The sequence below is a fragment of the Pseudomonas sp. FG43 genome (assembly GCF_057809175.1).
The window spans coordinates 141,137-162,302 of record NZ_JBMDJL010000005.1; the positions used below are offsets into that span (position 1 = coordinate 141,137).

General features: G+C 58.2%; 15 protein-coding genes. 11 read left to right on the forward strand and 4 right to left on the reverse strand.

What is annotated here, in order from left to right:
- Positions 1 to 89: 89 nt before the first annotated feature.
- Both putA and ACODS3_RS08175 read left to right on the forward strand, forming a co-directional pair.
- Positions 90 to 4,043 carry a trifunctional transcriptional regulator/proline dehydrogenase/L-glutamate gamma-semialdehyde dehydrogenase gene (gene putA, locus ACODS3_RS08170; protein ID WP_304574836.1) on the forward strand — a complete coding sequence of 1,318 codons (3,954 nt, stop codon included), beginning with the start codon at positions 90 to 92 and terminating at the stop codon, positions 4,041 to 4,043.
- A 179-nt stretch (positions 4,044 to 4,222) separates the two neighbouring features.
- Entirely contained in the window at positions 4,223 to 6,025 is a 1,803-nt protein-coding gene (locus ACODS3_RS08175) for an acyl-CoA dehydrogenase (protein WP_201018285.1), read from the forward strand.
- Here ACODS3_RS08175 and ACODS3_RS08180 read toward each other — a convergent pair.
- Positions 6,022 to 8,601, reverse strand: coding sequence for a dermonecrotic toxin domain-containing protein (locus ACODS3_RS08180; protein ID WP_489033968.1), 2,580 nt, complete (start codon positions 8,599 to 8,601; stop codon positions 6,022 to 6,024). The genes ACODS3_RS08175 and ACODS3_RS08180 overlap by 4 nt on opposite strands.
- Before the next feature lie 198 nt (positions 8,602 to 8,799).
- On the opposite strand from ACODS3_RS08180, the gene ACODS3_RS08185 reads away from it, so the two are divergent.
- From ACODS3_RS08185 to selO, 3 genes are read left to right on the forward strand one after another with little or no spacing between them, the layout of a single operon-like run.
- Positions 8,800 to 10,542: a potassium/proton antiporter gene (locus ACODS3_RS08185; RefSeq protein ID WP_201001529.1), complete on the forward strand. Its 1,743-nt coding sequence runs from the start codon at positions 8,800 to 8,802 to the stop codon at positions 10,540 to 10,542.
- Positions 10,543 to 10,580: 38 nt separating this feature from the next.
- Positions 10,581 to 13,967, forward strand: coding sequence for a mechanosensitive channel MscK (gene mscK / locus ACODS3_RS08190; protein WP_201018371.1), 3,387 nt, complete (start codon positions 10,581 to 10,583; stop codon positions 13,965 to 13,967).
- Positions 13,968 to 14,015: 48 nt separating this feature from the next.
- Complete coding sequence (selO, locus tag ACODS3_RS08195) at positions 14,016 to 15,479, forward strand: protein adenylyltransferase SelO (RefSeq protein WP_201018287.1); 1,464 nt, start codon at positions 14,016 to 14,018, stop codon at positions 15,477 to 15,479.
- Here selO and ACODS3_RS08200 read toward each other — a convergent pair.
- Together ACODS3_RS08200 and ACODS3_RS08205 are read right to left on the reverse strand one after the other, a co-directional pair.
- Positions 15,418 to 16,287 (reverse strand): hypothetical protein, encoded by an 870-nt coding sequence (locus tag ACODS3_RS08200; RefSeq protein ID WP_201018288.1) that lies wholly within the window; start codon positions 16,285 to 16,287, stop codon positions 15,418 to 15,420. The genes selO and ACODS3_RS08200 overlap by 62 nt on opposite strands.
- Before the next feature lie 75 nt (positions 16,288 to 16,362).
- On the reverse strand, positions 16,363 to 16,809 hold the full coding sequence (locus tag ACODS3_RS08205; protein ID WP_201018289.1) for a hypothetical protein: 447 nt from the start codon (positions 16,807 to 16,809) through the stop codon (positions 16,363 to 16,365).
- 252 nt (positions 16,810 to 17,061) lie between these two features.
- Here ACODS3_RS08205 and ACODS3_RS08210 point away from each other — a divergent pair, with 252 nt between their 5' ends.
- Positions 17,062 to 17,463, forward strand: a complete 402-nt coding sequence (locus tag ACODS3_RS08210) for a PAAR domain-containing protein (RefSeq protein ID WP_201018290.1) — start codon at positions 17,062 to 17,064, stop codon at positions 17,461 to 17,463.
- A gap of 42 nt (positions 17,464 to 17,505) precedes the next feature.
- Here the strand turns inward: ACODS3_RS08210 and ACODS3_RS08215 are convergent, their stop codons facing one another.
- The gene (locus ACODS3_RS08215) at positions 17,506 to 18,285 is read right to left on the reverse strand and encodes a ParA family protein (protein WP_201001521.1); all 780 of its coding nucleotides are present in this window, start codon (positions 18,283 to 18,285) and stop codon (positions 17,506 to 17,508) included.
- A 332-nt stretch (positions 18,286 to 18,617) separates the two neighbouring features.
- Here ACODS3_RS08215 and ACODS3_RS08220 point away from each other — a divergent pair, with 332 nt between their 5' ends.
- Genes ACODS3_RS08220 through ACODS3_RS08240 form a run of 5 tightly spaced genes read left to right on the forward strand, consistent with a single transcriptional unit; the run spans position 18,618 to position 21,166 of the window.
- Positions 18,618 to 19,337: a beta-ketoacyl synthase chain length factor gene (locus ACODS3_RS08220; protein WP_201018291.1), complete on the forward strand. Its 720-nt coding sequence runs from the start codon at positions 18,618 to 18,620 to the stop codon at positions 19,335 to 19,337.
- A complete protein-coding gene (locus ACODS3_RS08225) occupies positions 19,313 to 20,125 on the forward strand; it encodes a lysophospholipid acyltransferase family protein (RefSeq protein ID WP_489033969.1) in 813 nt (270 codons plus the stop codon). The genes ACODS3_RS08220 and ACODS3_RS08225 overlap by 25 nt, the downstream gene beginning before the upstream one ends.
- A complete protein-coding gene (locus ACODS3_RS08230) occupies positions 20,100 to 20,360 on the forward strand; it encodes a phosphopantetheine-binding protein (protein WP_025258164.1) in 261 nt (86 codons plus the stop codon). Before ACODS3_RS08225 ends, ACODS3_RS08230 begins: the two co-directional genes overlap by 26 nt.
- Before the next feature lie 9 nt (positions 20,361 to 20,369).
- Positions 20,370 to 20,624, forward strand: coding sequence for an acyl carrier protein (locus ACODS3_RS08235; RefSeq protein WP_201001515.1), 255 nt, complete (start codon positions 20,370 to 20,372; stop codon positions 20,622 to 20,624).
- Entirely contained in the window at positions 20,621 to 21,166 is a 546-nt protein-coding gene (locus tag ACODS3_RS08240) for a COG4648 family protein (RefSeq protein WP_304574841.1), read from the forward strand. Before ACODS3_RS08235 ends, ACODS3_RS08240 begins: the two co-directional genes overlap by 4 nt.

Consider the following 21,166-nt stretch of genomic DNA (forward strand, 5'->3'; position numbering starts at 1 on the left):
GTTGCACCCGGTTGCACCTTTACCGGAGCAAAGCTAACCTGCGCCAAAGCCGAAGCCACGCACTAGAGTGGCGACAATGAGGACAAGACATGGCCACCACCACTCTGGGCGTCAAGCTTGACGACCTGACCCGCGAGCGATTGAAAGCAGCCGCGCAATCCATCGACCGTACGCCGCACTGGTTGATCAAGCAGGCAATCTTCAATTACCTGGAAAAGCTGGAGAGTGGTGCAACCCTGCAGGAACTCAATGGCCAGGGCAGCAAGGACGGCGATGAAAGCGGCGAGTTGCCGGCCGACACGAGCTATCAGAGTTTCCTGGAGTTTGCCGAAAGCATCCTGCCGCAATCGGTGCTGCGCGCCGCCATTACCGCCGCCTACCGTCGCCCCGAGCAGGAAGTGGTCCCCATGCTGCTGGAGCAGGCCCGCCTGCCCGCACCCATGGCCGAAGCCACCCACAAGCTGGCGGCCTCCATTGCCGAAAAACTGCGCAACCAGAAGAGCGCGAGCGGTCGCGCCGGAATCGTTCAAGGGCTGCTGCAAGAGTTCTCGCTCTCTTCCCAGGAAGGAGTGGCATTGATGTGTCTGGCCGAAGCATTGCTGCGCATCCCGGACAAAGGCACTCGCGATGCATTGATCCGCGACAAGATCAGCAACGGCAACTGGCAGCCGCATCTGGGCAACAGCCCGTCGCTGTTCGTCAACGCCGCGACCTGGGGCCTGTTGCTGACCGGCAAACTGGTTTCCACCCATAACGAAACAGGCCTCTCCTCGTCCCTGAGCCGCATCATCGGCAAGAGCGGCGAGCCCATGATCCGCAAGGGCGTGGACATGGCCATGCGTTTGATGGGCGAGCAGTTCGTGACTGGCGAAACCATTGGCGAAGCCCTCGCCAACGCCAGTCGCTTTGAGGCCAAAGGCTTTCGCTACTCCTATGACATGCTGGGTGAGGCAGCGCTTACCGAGCATGATGCGCAGAAGTACCTGGCCTCCTACGAGCAGGCCATACATTCCATCGGCAAGGCTTCTCACGGCCGCGGCATTTATGAAGGCCCGGGTATTTCCATCAAGCTGTCGGCGTTGCACCCTCGCTACAGCCGCGCTCAATACGAGCGCGTGATGGAAGAACTGTATCCGCGCCTGCTGTCGCTGACCCTGCTGGCCAAGCAATACGACATCGGCCTGAATATCGATGCTGAGGAAGCCGACCGCCTTGAGCTGTCGCTGGACTTGCTTGAACGTCTTTGCTTCGAGCCGCAACTGACTGGCTGGAACGGTATCGGCTTCGTCATTCAGGCGTACCAGAAACGCTGCCCGTACGTGATCGATTACGTGATCGACCTGGCCCGTCGCAGCCGCCATCGCCTGATGATCCGTCTGGTAAAAGGCGCGTACTGGGACAGCGAAATCAAACGCGCCCAGGTCGAAGGCCTGGAAGGCTATCCGGTCTATACCCGCAAGGTTTATACCGACGTTTCCTACATCGCCTGTGCCCGCAAGTTGCTGGCAGCACCGGAAGTCATCTATCCACAGTTCGCGACCCACAACGCCCATACACTGGCGGCCATTTATCACATTGCCGGTCAGAACTATTACCCCGGCCAATACGAATTCCAGTGCCTCCATGGCATGGGCGAACCGCTTTACGAACAGGTGGTGGGCAAGGTTGCCGATGGCAAGCTGAACCGTCCGTGCCGTGTGTATGCGCCGGTCGGCACCCATGAAACGTTGCTGGCCTATCTGGTACGGCGCCTGCTGGAAAACGGCGCCAATACCTCGTTCGTCAACCGCATCGCCGACCAGTCGGTCTCGATTCAGGAACTGGTAGCCGACCCGGTCAGCAGCATCGAACGCATGGCGACCCAGGAAGGCAGCTTCGGTCTGCCGCACCCGCGCATTCCATTGCCGCGCGACCTGTATGGCCCGGAGCGTCCCAACTCCAGCGGCATCGACATGGCCAACGAACATCGTCTGGCCTCGCTGTCGTCGGCATTGCTGGCGACCGCACACAACGACTGGAAAGCCGCGCCGCTGCTGGGCTGCCCGGCAAGCGAAGGCACCGCTCAGCCAACCCTGAACCCGTCCGACCAGAGAGACGTGGTAGGCCATGTCCAGGAAGCCTCTCTGGAAGATGTCGATAACGCCATCCAGTGCGCGCTGATTTCAGGCCCTATCTGGCAAGCCACACCGCCAGCCGAGCGTGCCGCCATTCTTGAGCGCGCCGCCGACCTGATGGAAAACGAGATCCAGCCTTTGATGGGCCTGCTGGTCCGCGAAGCAGGCAAGACCTTCGCCAACGCCATTGCCGAAGTTCGCGAAGCCGTGGATTTCCTGCGCTACTACGCCGTTCAGGCCCGCAACAATTTCAGCAACGACACGCATCGCCCGCTGGGGCCGGTGGTCTGTATCAGCCCGTGGAACTTCCCGCTGGCGATTTTCAGCGGTCAGGTCGCAGCGGCATTGGCCGCTGGCAACCCGGTGCTGGCCAAACCTGCCGAACAAACCCCGCTGATCGCGGCCCAGGCCGTGCGCCTGTTGCTTGAAGCCGGTATCCCGGAAGGCGTGCTGCAACTGCTGCCCGGACGCGGTGAAACCGTCGGTGCCCGACTGGTGGGCGACGAGCGCGTCAAAGGCGTGATGTTTACCGGTTCCACCGAAGTGGCGCGCCTGCTGCAACGTAACATTGCCGGGCGTCTCGATGCTCAGGGTCGGCCGATTCCGCTGATCGCCGAAACCGGTGGCCAGAACGCCATGATCGTCGACTCCTCGGCACTCACCGAGCAAGTGGTGATCGACATTCTGTCCTCGGCCTTCGACAGCGCCGGCCAACGCTGCTCTGCACTGCGCGTGCTGTGCCTGCAGGAAGACTCCGCCGACCGCGTGATCGAAATGCTCAAGGGAGCCATGGCTGAAAACCGCCTGGGCAACCCGGAACATCTGTCCGTGGATATCGGACCGGTGATCGATGCAGAGGCCAAGGCCGGAATCGAGAAACACATTCAGGGCATGCGCGACAAAGGCCGCACGGTCTATCAGGTGGCAATCGCCAACAGCACGGACCTCAAGCGCGGCACCTATGTGATGCCGACGCTGATCGAACTGGAAAGCTTCGACGAACTGCAACGGGAAATCTTCGGGCCGGTGCTGCACGTGGTTCGCTACAAGCGCAAGGAACTGGACCAGCTTATCGACCAGATCAATGCCACCGGTTACGGCCTGACACTGGGCGTCCACACCCGCATCGACGAAACGATTGCCAAGGTCATCGATAACGTCAATGCCGGTAACGTCTACGTCAACCGCAATATTGTCGGCGCCGTGGTCGGTGTGCAGCCATTCGGTGGCGAAGGCCTGTCGGGCACCGGACCGAAAGCGGGCGGGCCGCTGTATCTGTATCGCCTGTTGTCGACCCGTCCACAGGACGCCATCGAACAATCCTTTGACCGTGGCGACAAGCTGATCGCCCCCGATACTCGTCTGCAGGAAGCACTGGGCAAACCTTTACAAGCCTTGAAAGCCTGGGCCGCCAGCAATCAGCAGTCCGCACTGGATGAGCTGTGCAGCCAGTTTGCCGAGCAATCGCAAAGCGGCATTACCCGCCTGCTGACCGGGCCGACCGGTGAACGCAACAGCTACAGCATCCTGCCGCGTGAACACGTGCTGTGCCTGGCCGATGACGAAACCGACCTGCTGACGCAACTGGCTGCGGTTCTGGCCGTCGGCAGCACCGCCATCTGGCCGGAAACCACGACCAGCAAGCCTCTGCGCAATCGCCTGCCCAAAGAGGTTCAGGCCCGCATCAAGCTGGTTGCGGACTGGAGCAAGGATGACGTGCTGATCGACGCCGTTCTGCACCATGGCGATTCGGACCAGTTGCGTGCCATTTGCGAGCAGGTAGCCCAGCGCTCCGGCGCGATCCTCGGCGTCAACGGCCTGTCACACGGCGAAACCAACGTTGCCCTGGAGCGACTGGTGATCGAACGCGCCTTGAGCGTGAACACCGCCGCAGCGGGAGGTAATGCGAGCCTGATGACGATAGGTTGAGGAAAGCTGCAAGTTTTAAGCGGCAAGTTAAAAGCTTGAAGCTTGAAGCTTTTAACTTGTAGCTTGCCGCTTGCCGCTTGCGCCCAATCGCTCCCCTACCATCACCCTTATCAATCATGCTGGGCAGCACCCCATCCCCGGCCTAGACTCTGCCCACTACAAGACAAAGGGTGAAGGTCATGTCCGAGACGCTGCTCAGTTCCCGCAATCTGGCTTTCGAGCTGTATGAGGTGCTGGATGCCGAAGCGCTGACCCGGCGCGAGCGCTTTGCCGAACATTCCCGTGAAACGTTCGATGCCGCCATCGGTACGGCTCGTACCATTGCCGAGAAGTACTTTGCCCCGCACAACCGCAAGGCCGATGAAAACGAACCTCGCTACGAGAATGGCGAGGCGGTGCTGATCCCCGAGGTCAAACCTGCGGTAGATGCGTTTCTGGAGGCCGGTTTTCTCAATGCAGCGCGGGACTTTGAAGAAGGCGGCATGCAGTTGCCGACGCTGTTATCCCAGGCCTGTTTCGCCCACTTTCAGGCCGCTAATGCGGGCACCACGGCTTACCCGTTCCTGAGCATGGGCGTGGCAAACCTGATCGAAAGCTTTGGCAGTGACGAGCAAAAGCAGCGTTTCCTGAAACCGATTATCGAAGGCCGTTTCTTCGGCACCATGGCGCTGACCGAACCCCATGCAGGTTCGTCGCTGTCAGATATCCGCACCCGGGCCGAGCTCGCTGCGGATGGCAGCTATCGCTTGCGCGGCAACAAGATCTTCATTTCCGGTGGCGATCACTCGCTGTCGGAAAACATCGTGCATATGGTGCTGGCCAAACTGCCGGACGCGCCTGCCGGTGTGAAAGGTATTTCGCTATTCATCGTACCCAAGTTTCTGGTCAACGAAGACGGCACCAACGGCCCCCGTAATGACGTGATTCTGGCCGGGCTGTTTCACAAGATGGGCTGGCGCGGCACCACCTCGACAGCATTGAACTTCGGCGATAACGGGCAATGTGTAGGCTATCTGGTCGGCAAGCCCCATCAGGGCCTGAGCTACATGTTCCAGATGATGAACGAAGCACGAATTGGCGTGGGCATGGGTGCCATCATGCTCGGTTATGCGGGTTATCTGTATTCGCTGGACTACGCTCGGGAACGCCCGCAAGGACGACTGCCCGATAACCGGGACCCGCATAGCGCACCCGTGCCGATCATTCAGCACGCCGATGTCAGGCGCATGCTGTTGACTCAAAAAGCCTACGTGGAGGGTGCATTCGACCTCGGCCTGTATAGCGCTCGTCTGTTCGACGATACCCAAACCGGCGAAACCGAAGAACTGCGGCGCCAGGCCCACGAACTGCTCGACCTGCTGACGCCCATCGTCAAATCCTGGCCTTCGGAGTTTTGCCTGAAAGCCAACGAACTGGCGATCCAGATTCTGGGCGGCCACGGTTATACCCGCGAGTATCCAGTTGAGCAGTATTACCGCGATAACCGCCTGAACCCGATCCACGAGGGCACCCACGGCATCCAGTCGCTGGACTTGCTGGGGCGCAAACTGGCGCAAAATAATGGTGCAGGGCTCAAGCAGTTGATACGGCTGATTGCCGACACCACCAAACGGGCCAGCGCCCACGAAAGCCTCGATGCCTTGCGCCAGCCGCTGGAGCAACTGGTGACGCGCCTGCAAACGGTAACTGTCGGCCTGCTGACCGATCTGGCACAAGGCAGGATCAGTACGACACTCGCCAATTCGGCACTCTATCTGAAAGTGTTCGGCCACACCGTCATCGGTTGGCGCTGGCTGGAACAGGCCATTCGCGCCACGGAAGGACTGACTCGGAATACCCCGTCAGATGACGACTTCTATCAGGGCAAGTTGCAGGCAGCCCGGTACTTCCTGACGTGGGAAGTACCAGGCTGTCATCATGAACTGGTGCTACTGGAAAACCGGGATGATGCCTGCCTTGGCATGCAGGCAGATTGGTTTTAGAACCTCAGCCCCAACGGGTTGATCGGGAAGAACCGGTCAACCAGCCGCCGCCCCTGCTCACCCAGCTTTGCCGCAAAGCGTTCGCGGGTGAAGACTTCCCCGGTGCGCAACTCATAGAGCCTGTGCCAGCTCTTGGGCTCGGAGATTTCAATCAGACGTACCTTGATGAAACGGTAATCGAGGCCGGAGACCTGATGGATGTCATCGATCAGGAAGTAGCGACCCGGCAGGAAAATCGACTCGACCTCCTCAGGATCAGTGGAAAACGGCGCGACAGGGGTTGCACCCAAGTAGTTTCTGGCTGGCAATTCAAAGACAACCGAAGTGTCGTCAAAACTGATGGCAATGCCTTTCCTGGCAAAACTCACTGAATACTCGCCAGCCTGACTGCTGCAGAAAGCCCTCGCCACATAAGGGTTTTCACTGAATGACAGAATGTCGGTACTGACCAGCACATCGCCACTCTTGATCTGCCCGCTACGGAAAAAACGTCCCGAGGTACCACGCAAATCACTGCCGCCACGATAAAGGGTGACGCTGTTGTCGAAACCAACGGTGCGCAGATCGTCGGCCAGTTCATCGATCAGGTCGACCTGGGCCGGGCCGGTGGATGTTCCGGTGCGCAGATACTGGTTGAAGGAGGAGTCCTTGGCCGAATACAGCGGGATACGTCCACCCACATACTGGCCGTCCGACTTTTTGTAGATGTGATGCATGTCCCCCCACTCGTCGATATACACCGGATTACCATTCAGATCCTGAGCGATCAGATCGCCCGGGCTCAGTTCCGGCACATTCATGAGCGCTTTTTGCCGGGCCAGGGCGACCTGCGACAGGCGTTCTTCTTCCCCGAGATTGAACTGCATGTAGACATCCCAGAAAGGCGAACGAACAGCTACCAGCGACCCGCTTGCCACTTCATTACTCACTTCGCCCACCGGCAGAACTTGCGTCGACGAGGCTGAAGGCTCGTTCCACTCCCATTCACTACGGGCATTGAGGCGTACGGCGCGGCTCGCGTCGCTGACCCAGGGGTTGGACGGATCGGTCAGGGTCCAGGCGTTGAGATCATCGTTGAACACGACCCGATACGGCATGTCGTCAAGGCTGATCCAGGTTTCGCCATTGGACAGCATCTGGATGCCACGCATGCGGGTATTGACCCTGACCGGAAGGGGCGCTGGCGGATTCAACTCGACCATGGGAATGGACTGCGGGGTCTCAGGTCCGACAGCCGCACTCGTGCTGCGGTTACGCGCCCCCGTCCTGAGCATTCCCACCAGCATGGCGAGGTTGAACACCAGGGATATCGAACCGTAGATCACACTGATGATCCCGGCCTTGCGTTGACGGGGCTCGCGGGCATGGATGGTCTGATCGACCTTGAGTACCAGGCTGGCGGCACTCACGCCCACCATGAGCAAAGCCATCGGCCAGCCCAATGGCGCCAGAGCGCCTAACGTACTGCTGAACGCATTCAGGTAGCCGAGCCACATCTGCTTGCGCAAGTCGGTATTGGAAGTCAGCAAGGTACGCGCATCCTCGCGCATCTGCTCCTTCGCCAGCCCACGCAGGTAGATGAACGCATCACCCGAGATAGCGAAGTCCCTGCTGTTGATCAGGGTTTGCCCCGCAACCCAGGGCGTGTCCAGAATCTCCCGAGCATGCTCATCGAAGAACTCGCCATGCAACTGCCGGCTCGTAGCCGAGCGAATGAACAATTTCTTGAAGGTGGCTGTGGGCGAGGTATCGAGCAAGCGCTCCTGCACCCATTCATACAGCACCTTATCCGAGGGAAACACATGAAAGGCATCGGTATCGCCGGGTAGATAGAGAAACTGCTGCCCGGAGCCATCAACGATACGGATGCTCTCGGTACATACATAGCCGCCGATATCGAAGGTGCGAAGGGTCAGCCCGGCCTTCGGGATAACGCCTGTACGCAATGCATCGTAGGTCATGACAGGTTGCAGCCTGCCAATGATCGTTTCAGTGACGAGCTTGAACTGCTCGATGTTCAATCGGCCCTTGAGCATTTGCAAACCGGCAGATGCCAGAAACGCAGAGCGGGCCAGGGTGCAGAAATTATCGCGATGCAGCGTCCAGAAGCGCTCCATCCTGGCGGTGAAAATCCCACTGAAATCCAGCGCCCAGAAATCGTCGAGAACCTGCTGGGGACGCAACGCAACCTCGTTACGCTCATCGAACCACGGCTGTTGCGGCCCGCCACGGTAGAAGCCGCCATAGGATGCCAGCTCATCGCTGGCGTTCTGGTCTTCGACGCTGAAACGACGAATCATCAATTCGACGAGATTCATCGACTCCACAGGCGGTCCGGGATGCTGCCAGCCGGTAATGGTTTTCGAGCTACTCACTGCCGTGGAAAAACGGTGCCAATAGATACTCTCCGGATCCATCCATTTGCCGGTATGCCTGAACAACAACTTGCGGGCTTCGGCATAGGCAAGGCCGTGAATATCAGGGTAATCGTCGATGAATGCACGAGCGATGGTCTTGAGTCGGTGCTCATCGTTACCAATCGCGATCCGGGTCACTTCAGTTGTAGGTGTCGACATGGCTTTCTTTTCCGATAGGAGACAAGCCATGCACGTGAGCAGATAGAGAAATTGTAAGGCGTTAATTATTTATAGGATTAGTCTGTAACCTTTTTTGACAGCCAGCCAATTCAACAGGTTAGAATCCCTTGGCATGCGGACTGCATGGTCAGTTTGTATCCTGCCTGTTCACAACCGTTTCTATCTGGAGTACCGCCCTTGGATGCCACGACCATCAACAGCCTGTTCCTGATCGGCGCGTTGCTGGTGGGCGCAAGTATTCTGGTCAGTTCTCTGTCTTCACGTCTCGGCATTCCGATTCTGGTCATTATTCTTGCCGTGGGCATGGTGGCGGGGGTCGATGGCGGCGGGATCATCTTCGACAACTACGCCACGGCTTATCTGGTGGGCAACCTGGCCCTGGCAGTGATCCTGCTGGATGGCGGCCTGCGTACCAGGGTCGCCAGCTTCCGGGTTGCGTTGTGGCCTGCATTGTCGCTGGCAACGGTCGGGGTGCTGATCACTACGGCACTGACCGGCATGGTCGCGGCATGGCTGTTTGACCTGAACATGATTCAAGGCCTGCTGATAGGCGCCATTGTCGGCTCCACCGATGCCGCAGCGGTGTTCTCGCTGCTGGGCGGCAAGGGCCTGAACGAGCGGGTAACCGCCAGCCTGGAAATCGAATCCGGCAGCAACGACCCCATGGCGGTGTTTCTGACCGTCACCCTGATCGGCATGCTCGCCAGCGGCCAGACCGGCCTGCACTGGGGGTTGCTGGGTCACCTTATTCAAGAGTTCGGTATCGGCAGCTTCATCGGCCTGGGTGGCGGCTGGCTGATGCTGCAACTGGTCAACCGCATCAATCTGGCAGCCGGGCTGTATCCGATTCTGGTCATTGCGGGCGGCCTGGCGATCTTTGCTCTGACCAACGCCATTCACGGCAGCGGCTTCCTGGCTGTCTATCTGTGCGGTCTGGTGCTGGGCAACCGGCCAATCCGCAGCCGCCACGGCATTTTGCACATGCTCGACGGCATGGCCTGGCTCGCGCAGATCGGCATGTTTCTGGTACTGGGCCTGTTGGTCACGCCCCATGACCTGCTGCCTATCGCCATCCCGGCCCTGGGCCTGGCGTTGTGGATGATTCTGGTGGCTCGCCCGCTTTCGGTCATGGTCGGCCTGTTGCCGTTCAAGGCGTTCCATGGTCGCGAAAAGGCGTTCATTGCCTGGGTCGGCCTTCGCGGCGCGGTACCGATCATTCTGGCGGTGTTCCCGTTGATGGCCGGCCTGCCCAATGCGCAGTTGTACTTCAACCTCGCGTTCTTCATCGTTCTGGTTTCGCTATTGCTGCAAGGCACCAGCCTGCCGTGGATGGCAAAACTGCTGAAGGTTACGGTTCCGCCTGATCCGGCACCGATTACCCGCTCGGCGCTGGAAGTGCATGTCACCAGTGAGTGGGAACTGTTCGTCTATCGCCTGGGCGCGGAGAAATGGTGCATCGGCGCCGCCCTGCGCGAGCTGAAGATGCCCGAGAATACCCGTATCGCGGCGCTGTTCAGGGATCAGCAACTGCTTCACCCTTCCGGCAGTACCACACTGGAGGTCGGTGACCTGTTGTGCGTGATCGGCCACGAACATGATCTTCCGGCGCTGGGCAAGCTGTTCAGCCAGGCCCCGCAACGTGGTCTGGACCTGCGCTTCTTCGGCGACTTCGTCCTTGAAGGCGATGCGCAACTGGGTGCCGTCGCGGCGCTGTATGGCCTCAAGCTCGACGGTCTGGATACGAATATGCCACTCAGCCAGTTCATCATTCAGAAGAATCGCGGCGAGCCCGTCGTGGGCGACCAGATCGAATGGAATGGAACTATTTGGACTGTTGCGGTGATGGAAGGGAACAAGATCCTCAAAGTCGGCGTCAGATTCCCCGAAGGAAGCCGCCCGGGTCCCGGATTGTTCCTTTAAACTGCCAATCCACTCGTTTTATCAAGCGACCGGTGTCTATGTTTTCCCTGCGTGCCTTTTTTGCTGTCACCCTGCTTGGGCTCTGCCTTTCCACTTTCCCGGCGCTGGCGGCTGATCCGCCAACCAGCGCAGCCGTGCAACAAAGCCTGGACAAGATCGCCGACCGCAAGCTGCCGGAAGCCGACCAGAAAGCCCTGCAACAGGTGCTTGAGCAAACCCTCGCGTTCCTGGCGAGCCAGCAGGACAGCCAGGAGAAACTGGCAGCTCTCAAACAGCAGTTGAATCAGGCCCCCAAACAGACCACCGACAACCAGCGGGAACTGATCCGCCTGAAAGAAAGCAAGGTTATCCCGATTGCCCAACGCTATGGCAGCCTTGATGTGCCGCAACTCGAGCAGATGCTCAGCCAGCGCAGCACCCAGCAAAGCGATCTGCAAAAAGCCCTGAACGATGCCAACAGCCTGACCATCACTGCCCAGACGCGGCCGGAAAGGGCGCAGGCTGAAATCAGCGCCAACCAGACACGCATCCAGCAGATCAACGCCACTCTCAAGCTGGGCAAGGACAACGGCAAAACCCTCAGCGCCGACCAGCGCAACATGCTCAATGCCGAGCTGGCCTCGATCAATGCCCTGAACCTGCTGCGCCGCCAGGAACTGGCAGGCAACAGTCAGCTTCAGGACCTGGGCAACAGTCAGCATGACCTGCTGACCGAGAAAGTGACCCGTCAGGAGCAGGAAATTCAGGACCTGCAAACCCTGATCAACGACAAGCGCCGCGCCCAGTCCCAAAAGACCGTGGCCGAGCTGTCTCTGGAAGCCCAAAAGGCGGGCAGCAGCAGCCTGCTGGCCACCGAAAGCGCCGCCAACCTCAAGCTCTCCGACTACTTGCTGCGCGGCACCGACCGCCTCAATGAGTTGACCCAGCAAAACCTCAAGACCAAGCAGCAACTGGACAACCTGACCCAGACCGATCAGGCCCTGAACGAGCAGATCAACGTTCTGAGCGGCAGCCTGCTGCTGTCCAAGATTCTCTACAAGCAGAAGCAGGCCCTGCCCCATCTGCAACTGGACAAAGGCCTGGCCGACGAAATCGCCAACATTCGCCTGTACCAGTTCGAGATCAACCAGCAGCGCGAACAGATGAGCAGCCCTTCGGCCTACGTCGAAAAGCTGCTGGCGACCCAGCCGCCTGAAGACATTACCCCGCAACTGCGCAGAACCCTGCTCGATCTGGCCATTACCCGTAGCGACCTGCTGGAGCGTCTGAACCGTGAACTGAGCGCACTGCTCAACGAATCCATCACCCTGCAACTGAACCAGAAACAACTGACCAGTACCGCCATCAGCCTGCGCGCCACGCTGGACGAGCAGATGTTCTGGATACCCAGCAACAAGCCGCTGGACCTGGAGTGGTTCCAGAACATCTGGCCACGCCTGAAAAAGCAGCTCGCCACGCTTCCCTGGACATCCAGCCTCAGCGAACTGTCCGACGGGCTGACCCAACGCCCGCTGCTGTTCCTGCCGCTATTGCTGCTGATCGGGGTCCTGACATGGCGACGCAAGGCGCTTTATCAAAAGCTCGGCCGGTTGCATTCCGATATCGGTCACTTCAAGCGTGACAGCCAGTGGAAAACGCCTCTGGCTCTGCTGATCAATGTGCTGCTGGCCTTGCCCGTGGCGCTGGGTCTGGCGTTGTGCGGCTATGCACTGCAGATCGATGCCCGCGGGCAGAACGCCAATCTGGGCGAAGCATTGCTGCAGATTGCCCTGACCTGGCTGGTGTTCTACACGGCCTATCGCGTGCTGGCACCGGCCGGTGTTGCACAACTGCATTTCCGCTGGGAAACGGCTCAGGTCGAATTCCTGCGCGGCTGGGTGCGTCGCCTCGGGCTGGTGGTTCTGGCTCTGGTGGCGGTGGTCGCCGTTGCCGAGCATCAACCGGCAGCACTGGCCGACGATGTGCTGGGCATTGGCGTGGTGCTGACCTGTTATGCCTTGATGGCCTTGCTGCTCAGCCGCCTGCTGCTGTCCAGCCCGACCCATCACAACGCATCGCTGTTTCGCAAAGCCGTCGGTCTTGCGTTCACGGCCCTGCCCATCGCGCTGTTTCTGGCGGTCTGCTTCGGTTACTACTACACCGCACTGAAACTCAGCGACCGTCTGATCGATACCTTGTATCTGATCATGCTCTGGCTGGTGGCAGAGGCCACCTTCGTGCGCGGCCTGAGCGTTGCCGCACGTCGTCTGGCTTACCAGCGCGCACTGGCCAAGCGTCAGGCCGCGCGGGAAAGCGGTGACGGCGAAGTCGCGATAGAAGAGCCGAAGCTGGACATCGAGCAAGTCAACCAGCAGTCGCTGCGCCTGATCCGTCTGGCCTTGCTGGGCGGCTTCATTGGTGGGCTCTATCTGGTCTGGGCCGACCTGATCACAGTGTTCGCGTATCTGGACAACATCACCCTGTACGAATACACCAGCGGCACGGGTGCCAACATCAGCATGGTGCCCATCAGCCTGGGCGACATGATCGGCGCACTGGTGATCATCGGTATCACTTTCGTGCTGGCCGGCAACCTGCCAGGCCTGCTGGAAGTCCTGGTGCTGTCACGCCTGAATCTGGCGCAAGGCAGTGCCTATGCCACCACCACGCTGCTGTCCTATGCCATTGCCGGCATCGGCTTCGTCTCTACCCTCTCGACCCTGGGCGTGAGCTGGGACAAGCTGCAATGGCTGGTCGCCGCTCTATCGGTCGGCCTGGGTTTCGGCATGCAGGAAATTTTCGCGAACTTCATTTCCGGCATCATGATCCTGTTCGAGCGCCCGGTACGGATCGGTGACACCATCACCATCGGCAACCTGTCCGGCACGGTCAGCAAGATCCGCATCCGCGCCACGACCATCACCGACTTCGACCGCAAGGACATCATCGTCCCGAACAAGACCTTCATCACCGGTCAGCTCATCAACTGGTCGCTGACCGACACCATTACCCGCGTCACCCTGAAACTGGGCGTGGATTACGGCTCGGACCTGGATCTGGTCCGCACCCTGCTGCTCCAGGCCGCCCGTGACAACCCTCGCGTGCTGAAGGAACCGGAACCGATCGTCTACTTCCTGAACTTCGGCGAAAGCACCCTGGACCACGAACTGCGCATGCATGTACGCGACCTGGGCGACCGTAACCCGGTACTGGACGAGATCAACCGCTTCATCAACCGTGAGTTCAAGAAGCAGAAAATCAACATCTCGTTCCGCCAGATGGAGGTCTATCTCAAGAACCTCCACGGCCAGGAATACAAGATGGTGCCGATCGAAAACACCGACAAAACCATCCTGCCTGTCGAGCCTGAGACGCCGCCGGTCACGACCAAAGTTAAGCCAGCACCCAAGGATGCACCCGAGCCGCCTGAACTCAGGCTCGACTGACACGACCAATCCCAGCAGAATGCTCGGACATTCTGCTGGAGATGGCCCGTGAAAGCCCTCGACGAACTCATCTTCGACAATCGCTTTGCCCGACTGGGCGATGTGTTTTCAACAGCGGTCCTGCCTGAGCCCATTGAAGAACCGCGCCTGGTAGTTGCCAGCGAGTCGGCTCTGGCTCTTCTGGATCTCGACCCGGCCCAGGCCGAACTCCCACTGTTCGCCGAAATTTTCAGCGGTCACAAGCTCTGGAGCGATGCAGATCCACGAGCAATGGTCTATTCAGGTCATCAGTTCGGCTCCTACAACCCAAGGCTGGGAGACGGACGCGGCCTGCTGCTGGGCGAGGTCTATAACGACGCAGGCGAACACTGGGACCTGCATCTCAAAGGCGCCGGACGCACACCTTATTCACGCATGGGCGACGGGCGCGCCGTATTGCGCTCCTCGATTCGTGAATTTCTGGCCTCGGAAGCCCTGCATGCCCTGGGCATCCCGACCAGCCGGGCAGCCTGCGTGATCGGCTCCAGCACACCGGTGTGGCGTGAAACCCAGGAGCGGGCGGCAATGGTCCTGCGCATGGCTCCAAGCCATATCCGTTTCGGCAGCCTCGAATACTTCTACTACACCAAGCAGCCGGAACGCCTTAAAGAATTGGGCGAACATGTACTGGCCCTGCACTATCCACAGTGCCTGGAGCAACCCGAGCCTTATCTGGCGATGTTCAGGGAAATCGTCGAGCGCAACGCCGAACTGATCGCAAAATGGCAGGCTTATGGCTTCTGCCATGGAGTGATGAACACCGACAACATGTCGATCATGGGTATCACCTTCGACTTCGGCCCGTTCGCTTTTCTTGATGATTTCGATGAGCATTTCATCTGCAACCATTCCGACCACGAAGGCCGCTACTCCTTCAGCAATCAGGTGCCTATCGCGCAGTGGAACCTCAGCGCGCTGGCTCAAGCCCTGACCCCCTTCATCAGCATCGAAGCCCTGCGAGAAACCATAGGCCTGTTCCTGCCGCTCTATCAGGCCCACTACCTGGATCTCATGCGCCGCCGCCTGGGCCTGACCAGCGCCGAAGACGAGGATGACAAACTGATCAGCCGTCTCCTGCAGTTGATGCAGAACAGCGGCGTCGATTACACCTTGTTCTTCCGCCGGCTGGGCGACGAACCCGCTGCAGATGCGCTGCGCAAACTGCGCGACGACTTTGTCGACATCAAGGGTTTCGACAGTTGGGCCGAAGGCTATCAGGCTCGCCAGGCCAGAGAAGACAGCGGCACCGAGCAGGACCGCCAGACACGCATGCATGCCGTCAATCCGCTCTACATCCTGCGCAACTACCTGGCGCAGAACGCCATCGAGGCGGCAGAAAAAGGCGACTACACAGAAGTCCGCCGCCTGCATGAAGTGCTCTGCACCCCCTTCACCGAACAGCCCGGCATGACTAACTACGCGCAGCGCCCCCCGGAGTGGGGAAAGCACCTGGAGATAAGCTGCTCGTCTTGATCCCGGGCCCTGAAGCAGCCGGAGTGTCGGCTTCCTTGGCGTCCAAAGTCTTTTCCTTCTCCTTGTCGTCCTTACCGGGTATCGCGCCTGCCAGGATTTCAAATAACGTTAAGAGTCGCTCGTCTTTTTTTGGGCCAGCGGCTGCTTCAAGCATCCAGCCTTCAACTTTGGCTTCGTAATCGGCGGGAGATTGGGCTTGCTTGATCGGCGGCAGGGACCGGTAATAGATCAAATGCTCTGCATAAAAAAGATGGGGGTCTTGAATAAAATCACCTTGCTGGCTTCGACCGTAAATATCCATCCCCCACTCCAGTTCAATATGGCAAGCGCCCCGATAGGCCGCATGCCGTTCATGCAAGGTGAAGGTGTCGCTCTCGTCGTAAGCAATCACCGTCAATTGCTCATATGACAAACCAGCAAAAGGATTTCTGGCACAGGGATCACGCTGCATATCGCGAATCACATACTCCACCGCCTGCCGATCTCGTTCTCTCAGAAAGGGATCATTTATGGTGGCGTCTGGCAAAACACTCATTGCATCACTGCGATCATAAGGCACAGAACCAAAGTGAGCCTGGAATCTGAGTGCTAGATCTCCCAACGCCTGGCGGCTAAGCGATTGATCCCGAACCTCGGCCCGGGCGGCACTTTCGCTTAGCTGGCGAGACAGTATCGATATATTGGTTGTATCGGGTGAAGGTGCTGAAACTTCGGCAGGCTCATCGATATCTGGAGTAGCAACTGCTTTTATCGCTGATACCGGCGTGACGGGTAAAGGTGCTGCGTGACTTTCTATATTGTTTATCATATACAGCCCTCTCTTTGAGGAAGGAAACTCGTACCGAAAACAGTTCCCTGTTCCCGGTACGAAAACCGGAAGCTCTTATCTCATGACAAATTCAACCGTCCATTCATGCGTAGAGTTGTTGACAGAAACTATTCTGGCATCACAACGCGCTCCACCAGTTGCCACAGCCTCCTTGATCCACTTCGGCGCTCTCACCCCACGGGTATGAGCCATGATGTAAGTCGATTTGAACTTACATTCTTTAACACCCGCCCTGTAGCGAACAAACGCATGACTGGCATCAGGAGAAAGGCGCCCCTTAACAACATATGTATCTGTACCACCTGCAGAAACACTAGCACTGGGAGATTTCACAGCAAAACTCCTTGTCAGCCCCTCATTACTATCAATCGGACTATATAACGCAGCCGACGAACCATTATTCTTGAAAACAACTGTCACCGACGGTCCTGCCTGCGCCATACCTGCAGCAATAAATGTGGCAACAGCAACAACACTTTTAATACCTTTTAAAGTCTTCATTCCTTGATACCTTTTTTGTTAGTTCCTGCAAAAAAGGTTAAAGACATGAAGCGATTCACTCAACTGCCCGATCGGATAACCCGAAAGGATAGTTTTTCAAACAAACACAATCCGTAGGAGCGAATTTATTCGCGAACCAAACGGAATTTACTTATTTATTTGTAGGACCATTCCTTAATATTAATTACCGCCCCTAAAACATGCTTTTTTCGCCTAACCTCCAGACTTTCCAAAAGACAGAGGAAGCAGGCCATGCCATTTGTAGTCAGGGAAGGCGATCCAACCACCACGGGTGGTTTCGTGCTGTCAGCGTCCGCAACAGAATTGATAGATGAGCGCAGGGTCGCGCGCATGGGCGATCCAGTGTGGTGTCCGGCGTGCAAGAGCGTGGGCTACATCGCCCAGGGGAATCCGACCTATATCAATGGCTGTGTTGCCGTCGCCACGCACGGGCATGAAGTGAAATGCGGATGCCCGCCTGGCGACAATCGACTGACAGCCTCTCAGGAACACTCCAGGGCAGACATGGAGGCGACCATCAGCATTCCGCCAGAAATGGCCGAAAAGGCGTTGATGAATGCCGAGCGGATCATCGACTCGATCAAGGCAGGCACTTTTGCTTCCCCACTTTTCAAATCCGATGCGCAAGGCTAAGGCCTTTGGCAATGGGGTCTGGCGCCCCACTCCGGTACATCTTCAAGCCTGGGCTCTGGTTTCCAGCCAGTGGTGCAGGTCAACGAATTGCTGCGTCAACTTGTGGCGAGGGTCGAAATGGATCAAAGGTGTGCTGGCATGATGCGACTCGCGCATTTTCACCGAGGCACTGAGGTGAATCGGCAGGACCGGCAGTCCCTCGGCAATCAGTTCGTCAATCATTTGCTGGGGCAGGCTGGCACGAGGCTGGAACTGATTGACGATAATCCCTTCCACTTCAAGACCGTCGTTATGATCTTCCTTGAGTTCCTCAACCTCATGAAGCAACCCGTAAAGGGCCTGACGCGAAAAACTGTCGCAGTCGAAGGGAATGAGTACACGATCAGCCGCAATCAGCGCCGAAACGGCATAGAAGTTCAGGGCTGGCGGGGTATCCAGATAAATGCGCTCGTAATCTTCGCTCAGCTCATCCAGCAGCTTTCGCAGCTTGTTGATCTTGTGCTTGGCCTCAAGCTTGGGCTGAAGGTCAGCCAGCTCGGCGGTCGCGGTTACCACATGCAGGTTGTCGTAAGGCGTTTCATAGATATCGACATGATTCTTCCTGCCGAACGGTGCGGAAGACAGCGTCTGCTTGAAGAACTCGGCAATCCCCATCGGAATATCGTTGCCCGTCAGGCCGGTGAGGTATTGGGTCGAATTAGCCTGGGCATCCAGATCGATCAACAGTGTTCGATAACCTTCATTAGCGCTGACAGCCGCCAGATTGCAGGCGATGCTGGACTTGCCCACACCCCCTTTCTGATTGAACACCACGCGACGCATGCAATAACTCCTCGTTCAGTGAAGAAACAACCTGCAATGCCGATAAAGGCCTCGCAGGAAGTCCGAGTCTAGGCAATACATATGACAAGGGCGAGTTTTCCACAAGACAAGAGTCCATAGATGCCTCGCACACCGGCAATATGACCGCGATAAAGCATAAAAAAGCGCTAATAGACGTAAAAAAAGCGCCTACAAACAAATAATGTGTAACAAATTTGCTACTCATACGGACCATCAGGATAATGCGCGCAGTCAGTCAAGATGACGCACCAAGGCTGATATCGCTCGCCTGAAGCAGCAACAAGAAGTAGCCCGCAGGGGCGGGAAGAGAAGTGATCACATTCAACATCGCACAATGGCGTGCCTGGGCCCCTGGCCTGGCAAGCGTGGACGACTGGCAGCAGTGGAGCCGGAGTCCGACGCTTTTACAAAGCAGCGATGCCGCGCCGGACGTCTCTTTCCTTCCCGCCATGCAGCGCAGACGCCTGAGCAGAATGGCACGCATGGCCTTCACGGTTGGCTGGCCATTGGCTGAAGGTCATGAGCGACTGCCTCTGGTATTCGTGTCGCGCCATGGGGAAACGCCCCGCACCTTTGATATCTTGCGCGATCTCTCCGCGAACGAGCCGCTATCTCCGACCCAGTTCAGCCTTTCGGTGCATAACGCCGTCATTGGGCTGTGGTCGATAATGCGCGGAGAAACCTGTGAAATGACAGCCCTGGCCGCTGCCGGTGACGGGCTTGAACACGGGGTTTTCGAGGCTGTCACGCTGCTGGCCGAAGGCAATAACGCCGTTCTGCTGGTCGTGACAGAAGAGCAACCGCCAAGCGCCTATGCCCAATGGATCGATGACGTGCCCTTTCCCTATGCCGTTGGCTTGCTGCTGACCAAGGGTAATGACTGGCAGCTGTCTCTCGGTGGCGATACCCAGGCCACCGAACGAACCCAATGGCCCCACGCCCTGAATTTGTTACGCGCCCTGAATACCAACCAATCCGTTTGCCAACATCCCTGGAATAACCGGTTATGGAACTGGCAACGCAACCTCTGAAAAAGGGTCGGGACGCTTACTACTGGCGTCTGCTGGCCACCGGACTCAGTTTTGCCCTGTTCGGGTTGAGCGGGCTATGCCTGCGTCTGTTCGTTTTTCCGTTGCTGGGATGTCTGCCAGGGGATAAAGCCAGCCATCAGCGTCGCGCAAGACGCACCATCAGTCATCTGTTCTGGCTGTTTATTCGCTTCATGGCGCGCATGGGTGTTCTGACTTACGACGTACAAGGTGCCGAGCGACTGGGGCGTGCAGGGCAGATGATCATTGCCAACCATCCTTCGCTGATCGATGTGGTGTTCCTGATCGGGCTGGTTCGCGATGCCAATTGCGTGGTCAAGCGCAGCCTGTGGGACAACCCTTGCACTCGCGGTCCCGTCCGCTCCACCGGCTATATAAGCAATGACGGCAGCATGGACATGCTCGACTCTGCCGTCGACCGCCTGCAGGCAGGTCAGACACTGATCATCTTTCCGGAAGGCACACGCACTCAGCCGGGCATGGCCCCCGCCTTTCATCGAGGTGCTGCCGCCATCGCCCTGCGCGGTGCCAGCATGATTACCCCAGTCATCATCCAGGTCAGCCCGACGACCCTGACCAAGGCCGAACCCTGGTACCGGATCCCGCAACGCCGCGTGCACTTCACCCTGCGCGTTGGCGAAGACATCGACCCCAACAGTTTTACTGCGCTTGGCCCGCCTCCGCTGGCGTCGCGCAGACTCAACGATTACCTGCATGCGTATTTCATTAAGGAGCTCGCCACAGATGAGCGATCTACACCGGGACATTAAGCAACTGATCATCGATGCCCTGGGCCTCGAAGACATCACCCCCCACGACATAGGCAATGACCAGATTCTCTTTGGCGAAGGCCTGGGCCTGGACTCGGTCGATGCACTGGAGCTGGGGCTGGCGATTCAGAAACGCTATGGCATCAAGATCGATGCCGATGCAAAGGACACTCGTAACCATTTCACATGCGTAGACAGCCTTGCGGCCTTCGTCAGCGCCAGACAATCGGCCTGAGGACTGAACATGCAAACCCGCGAAGACATTTTCGAGACCCTGCGCACGTCCATGGTAGAGCTGTTCGAGCTTGAGCCAGAGCGCGTCACGCTACAGGCCAATCTCTATCAGGATCTGGAAATCGACAGCATCGATGCCGTGGACCTGATCGACCACATCAAACGCAAGACCGGCAAGAAAATCGCCGCAGAAGAGTTCAAGTCGGTAAGAACGGTCAACGACGTGGTCGAAGCCGTCTATCGCATGGCCAATCCAGCCGAATGAAACGGCTGATCGGCCCCGGTCTGCTACTGATCGGTGTGCTCTACCCGTTTGCCGTCTACTGGGGCACGGAGCATTTCGCGCCCTGGCAGTTCGCCCTGTTACTGGGTGGCCTGTGGCTGACACGCGCCCTGACGAGCGAAAGACGTGCAGGCACTCTGGCAATGGCAATTGCTGCCCTCGTGTTCTGCCTTTTGCTGGGCGTGCTGGACAGCCCCCTCCTGCTGCGCTGGTACCCGGTACTCATCAGCCTGTTCATGCTGTGCCTTTTCGGCTCAAGCCTGATGTATGGCATGCCCCTGGTGGAGCGACTGGCGCGCTTGAAAGAGCCGGAACTACCCGAAGTTGCCGTCCGCTATACGCGCCAGGTCACCCAGGTCTGGTGTGTGTTCTTTCTGGGCAACGGCCTGATCGCAGCAGCCTTGACGCTTTGGGCACCGCTGTCATGGTGGGCGCTGTATACCGGCCTTATTTCCTATGGACTGATGGGCCTGCTCTTCGCAGGCGAATTGATAGTCCGCCGACGTGTCCGAGGCGGAGCATGA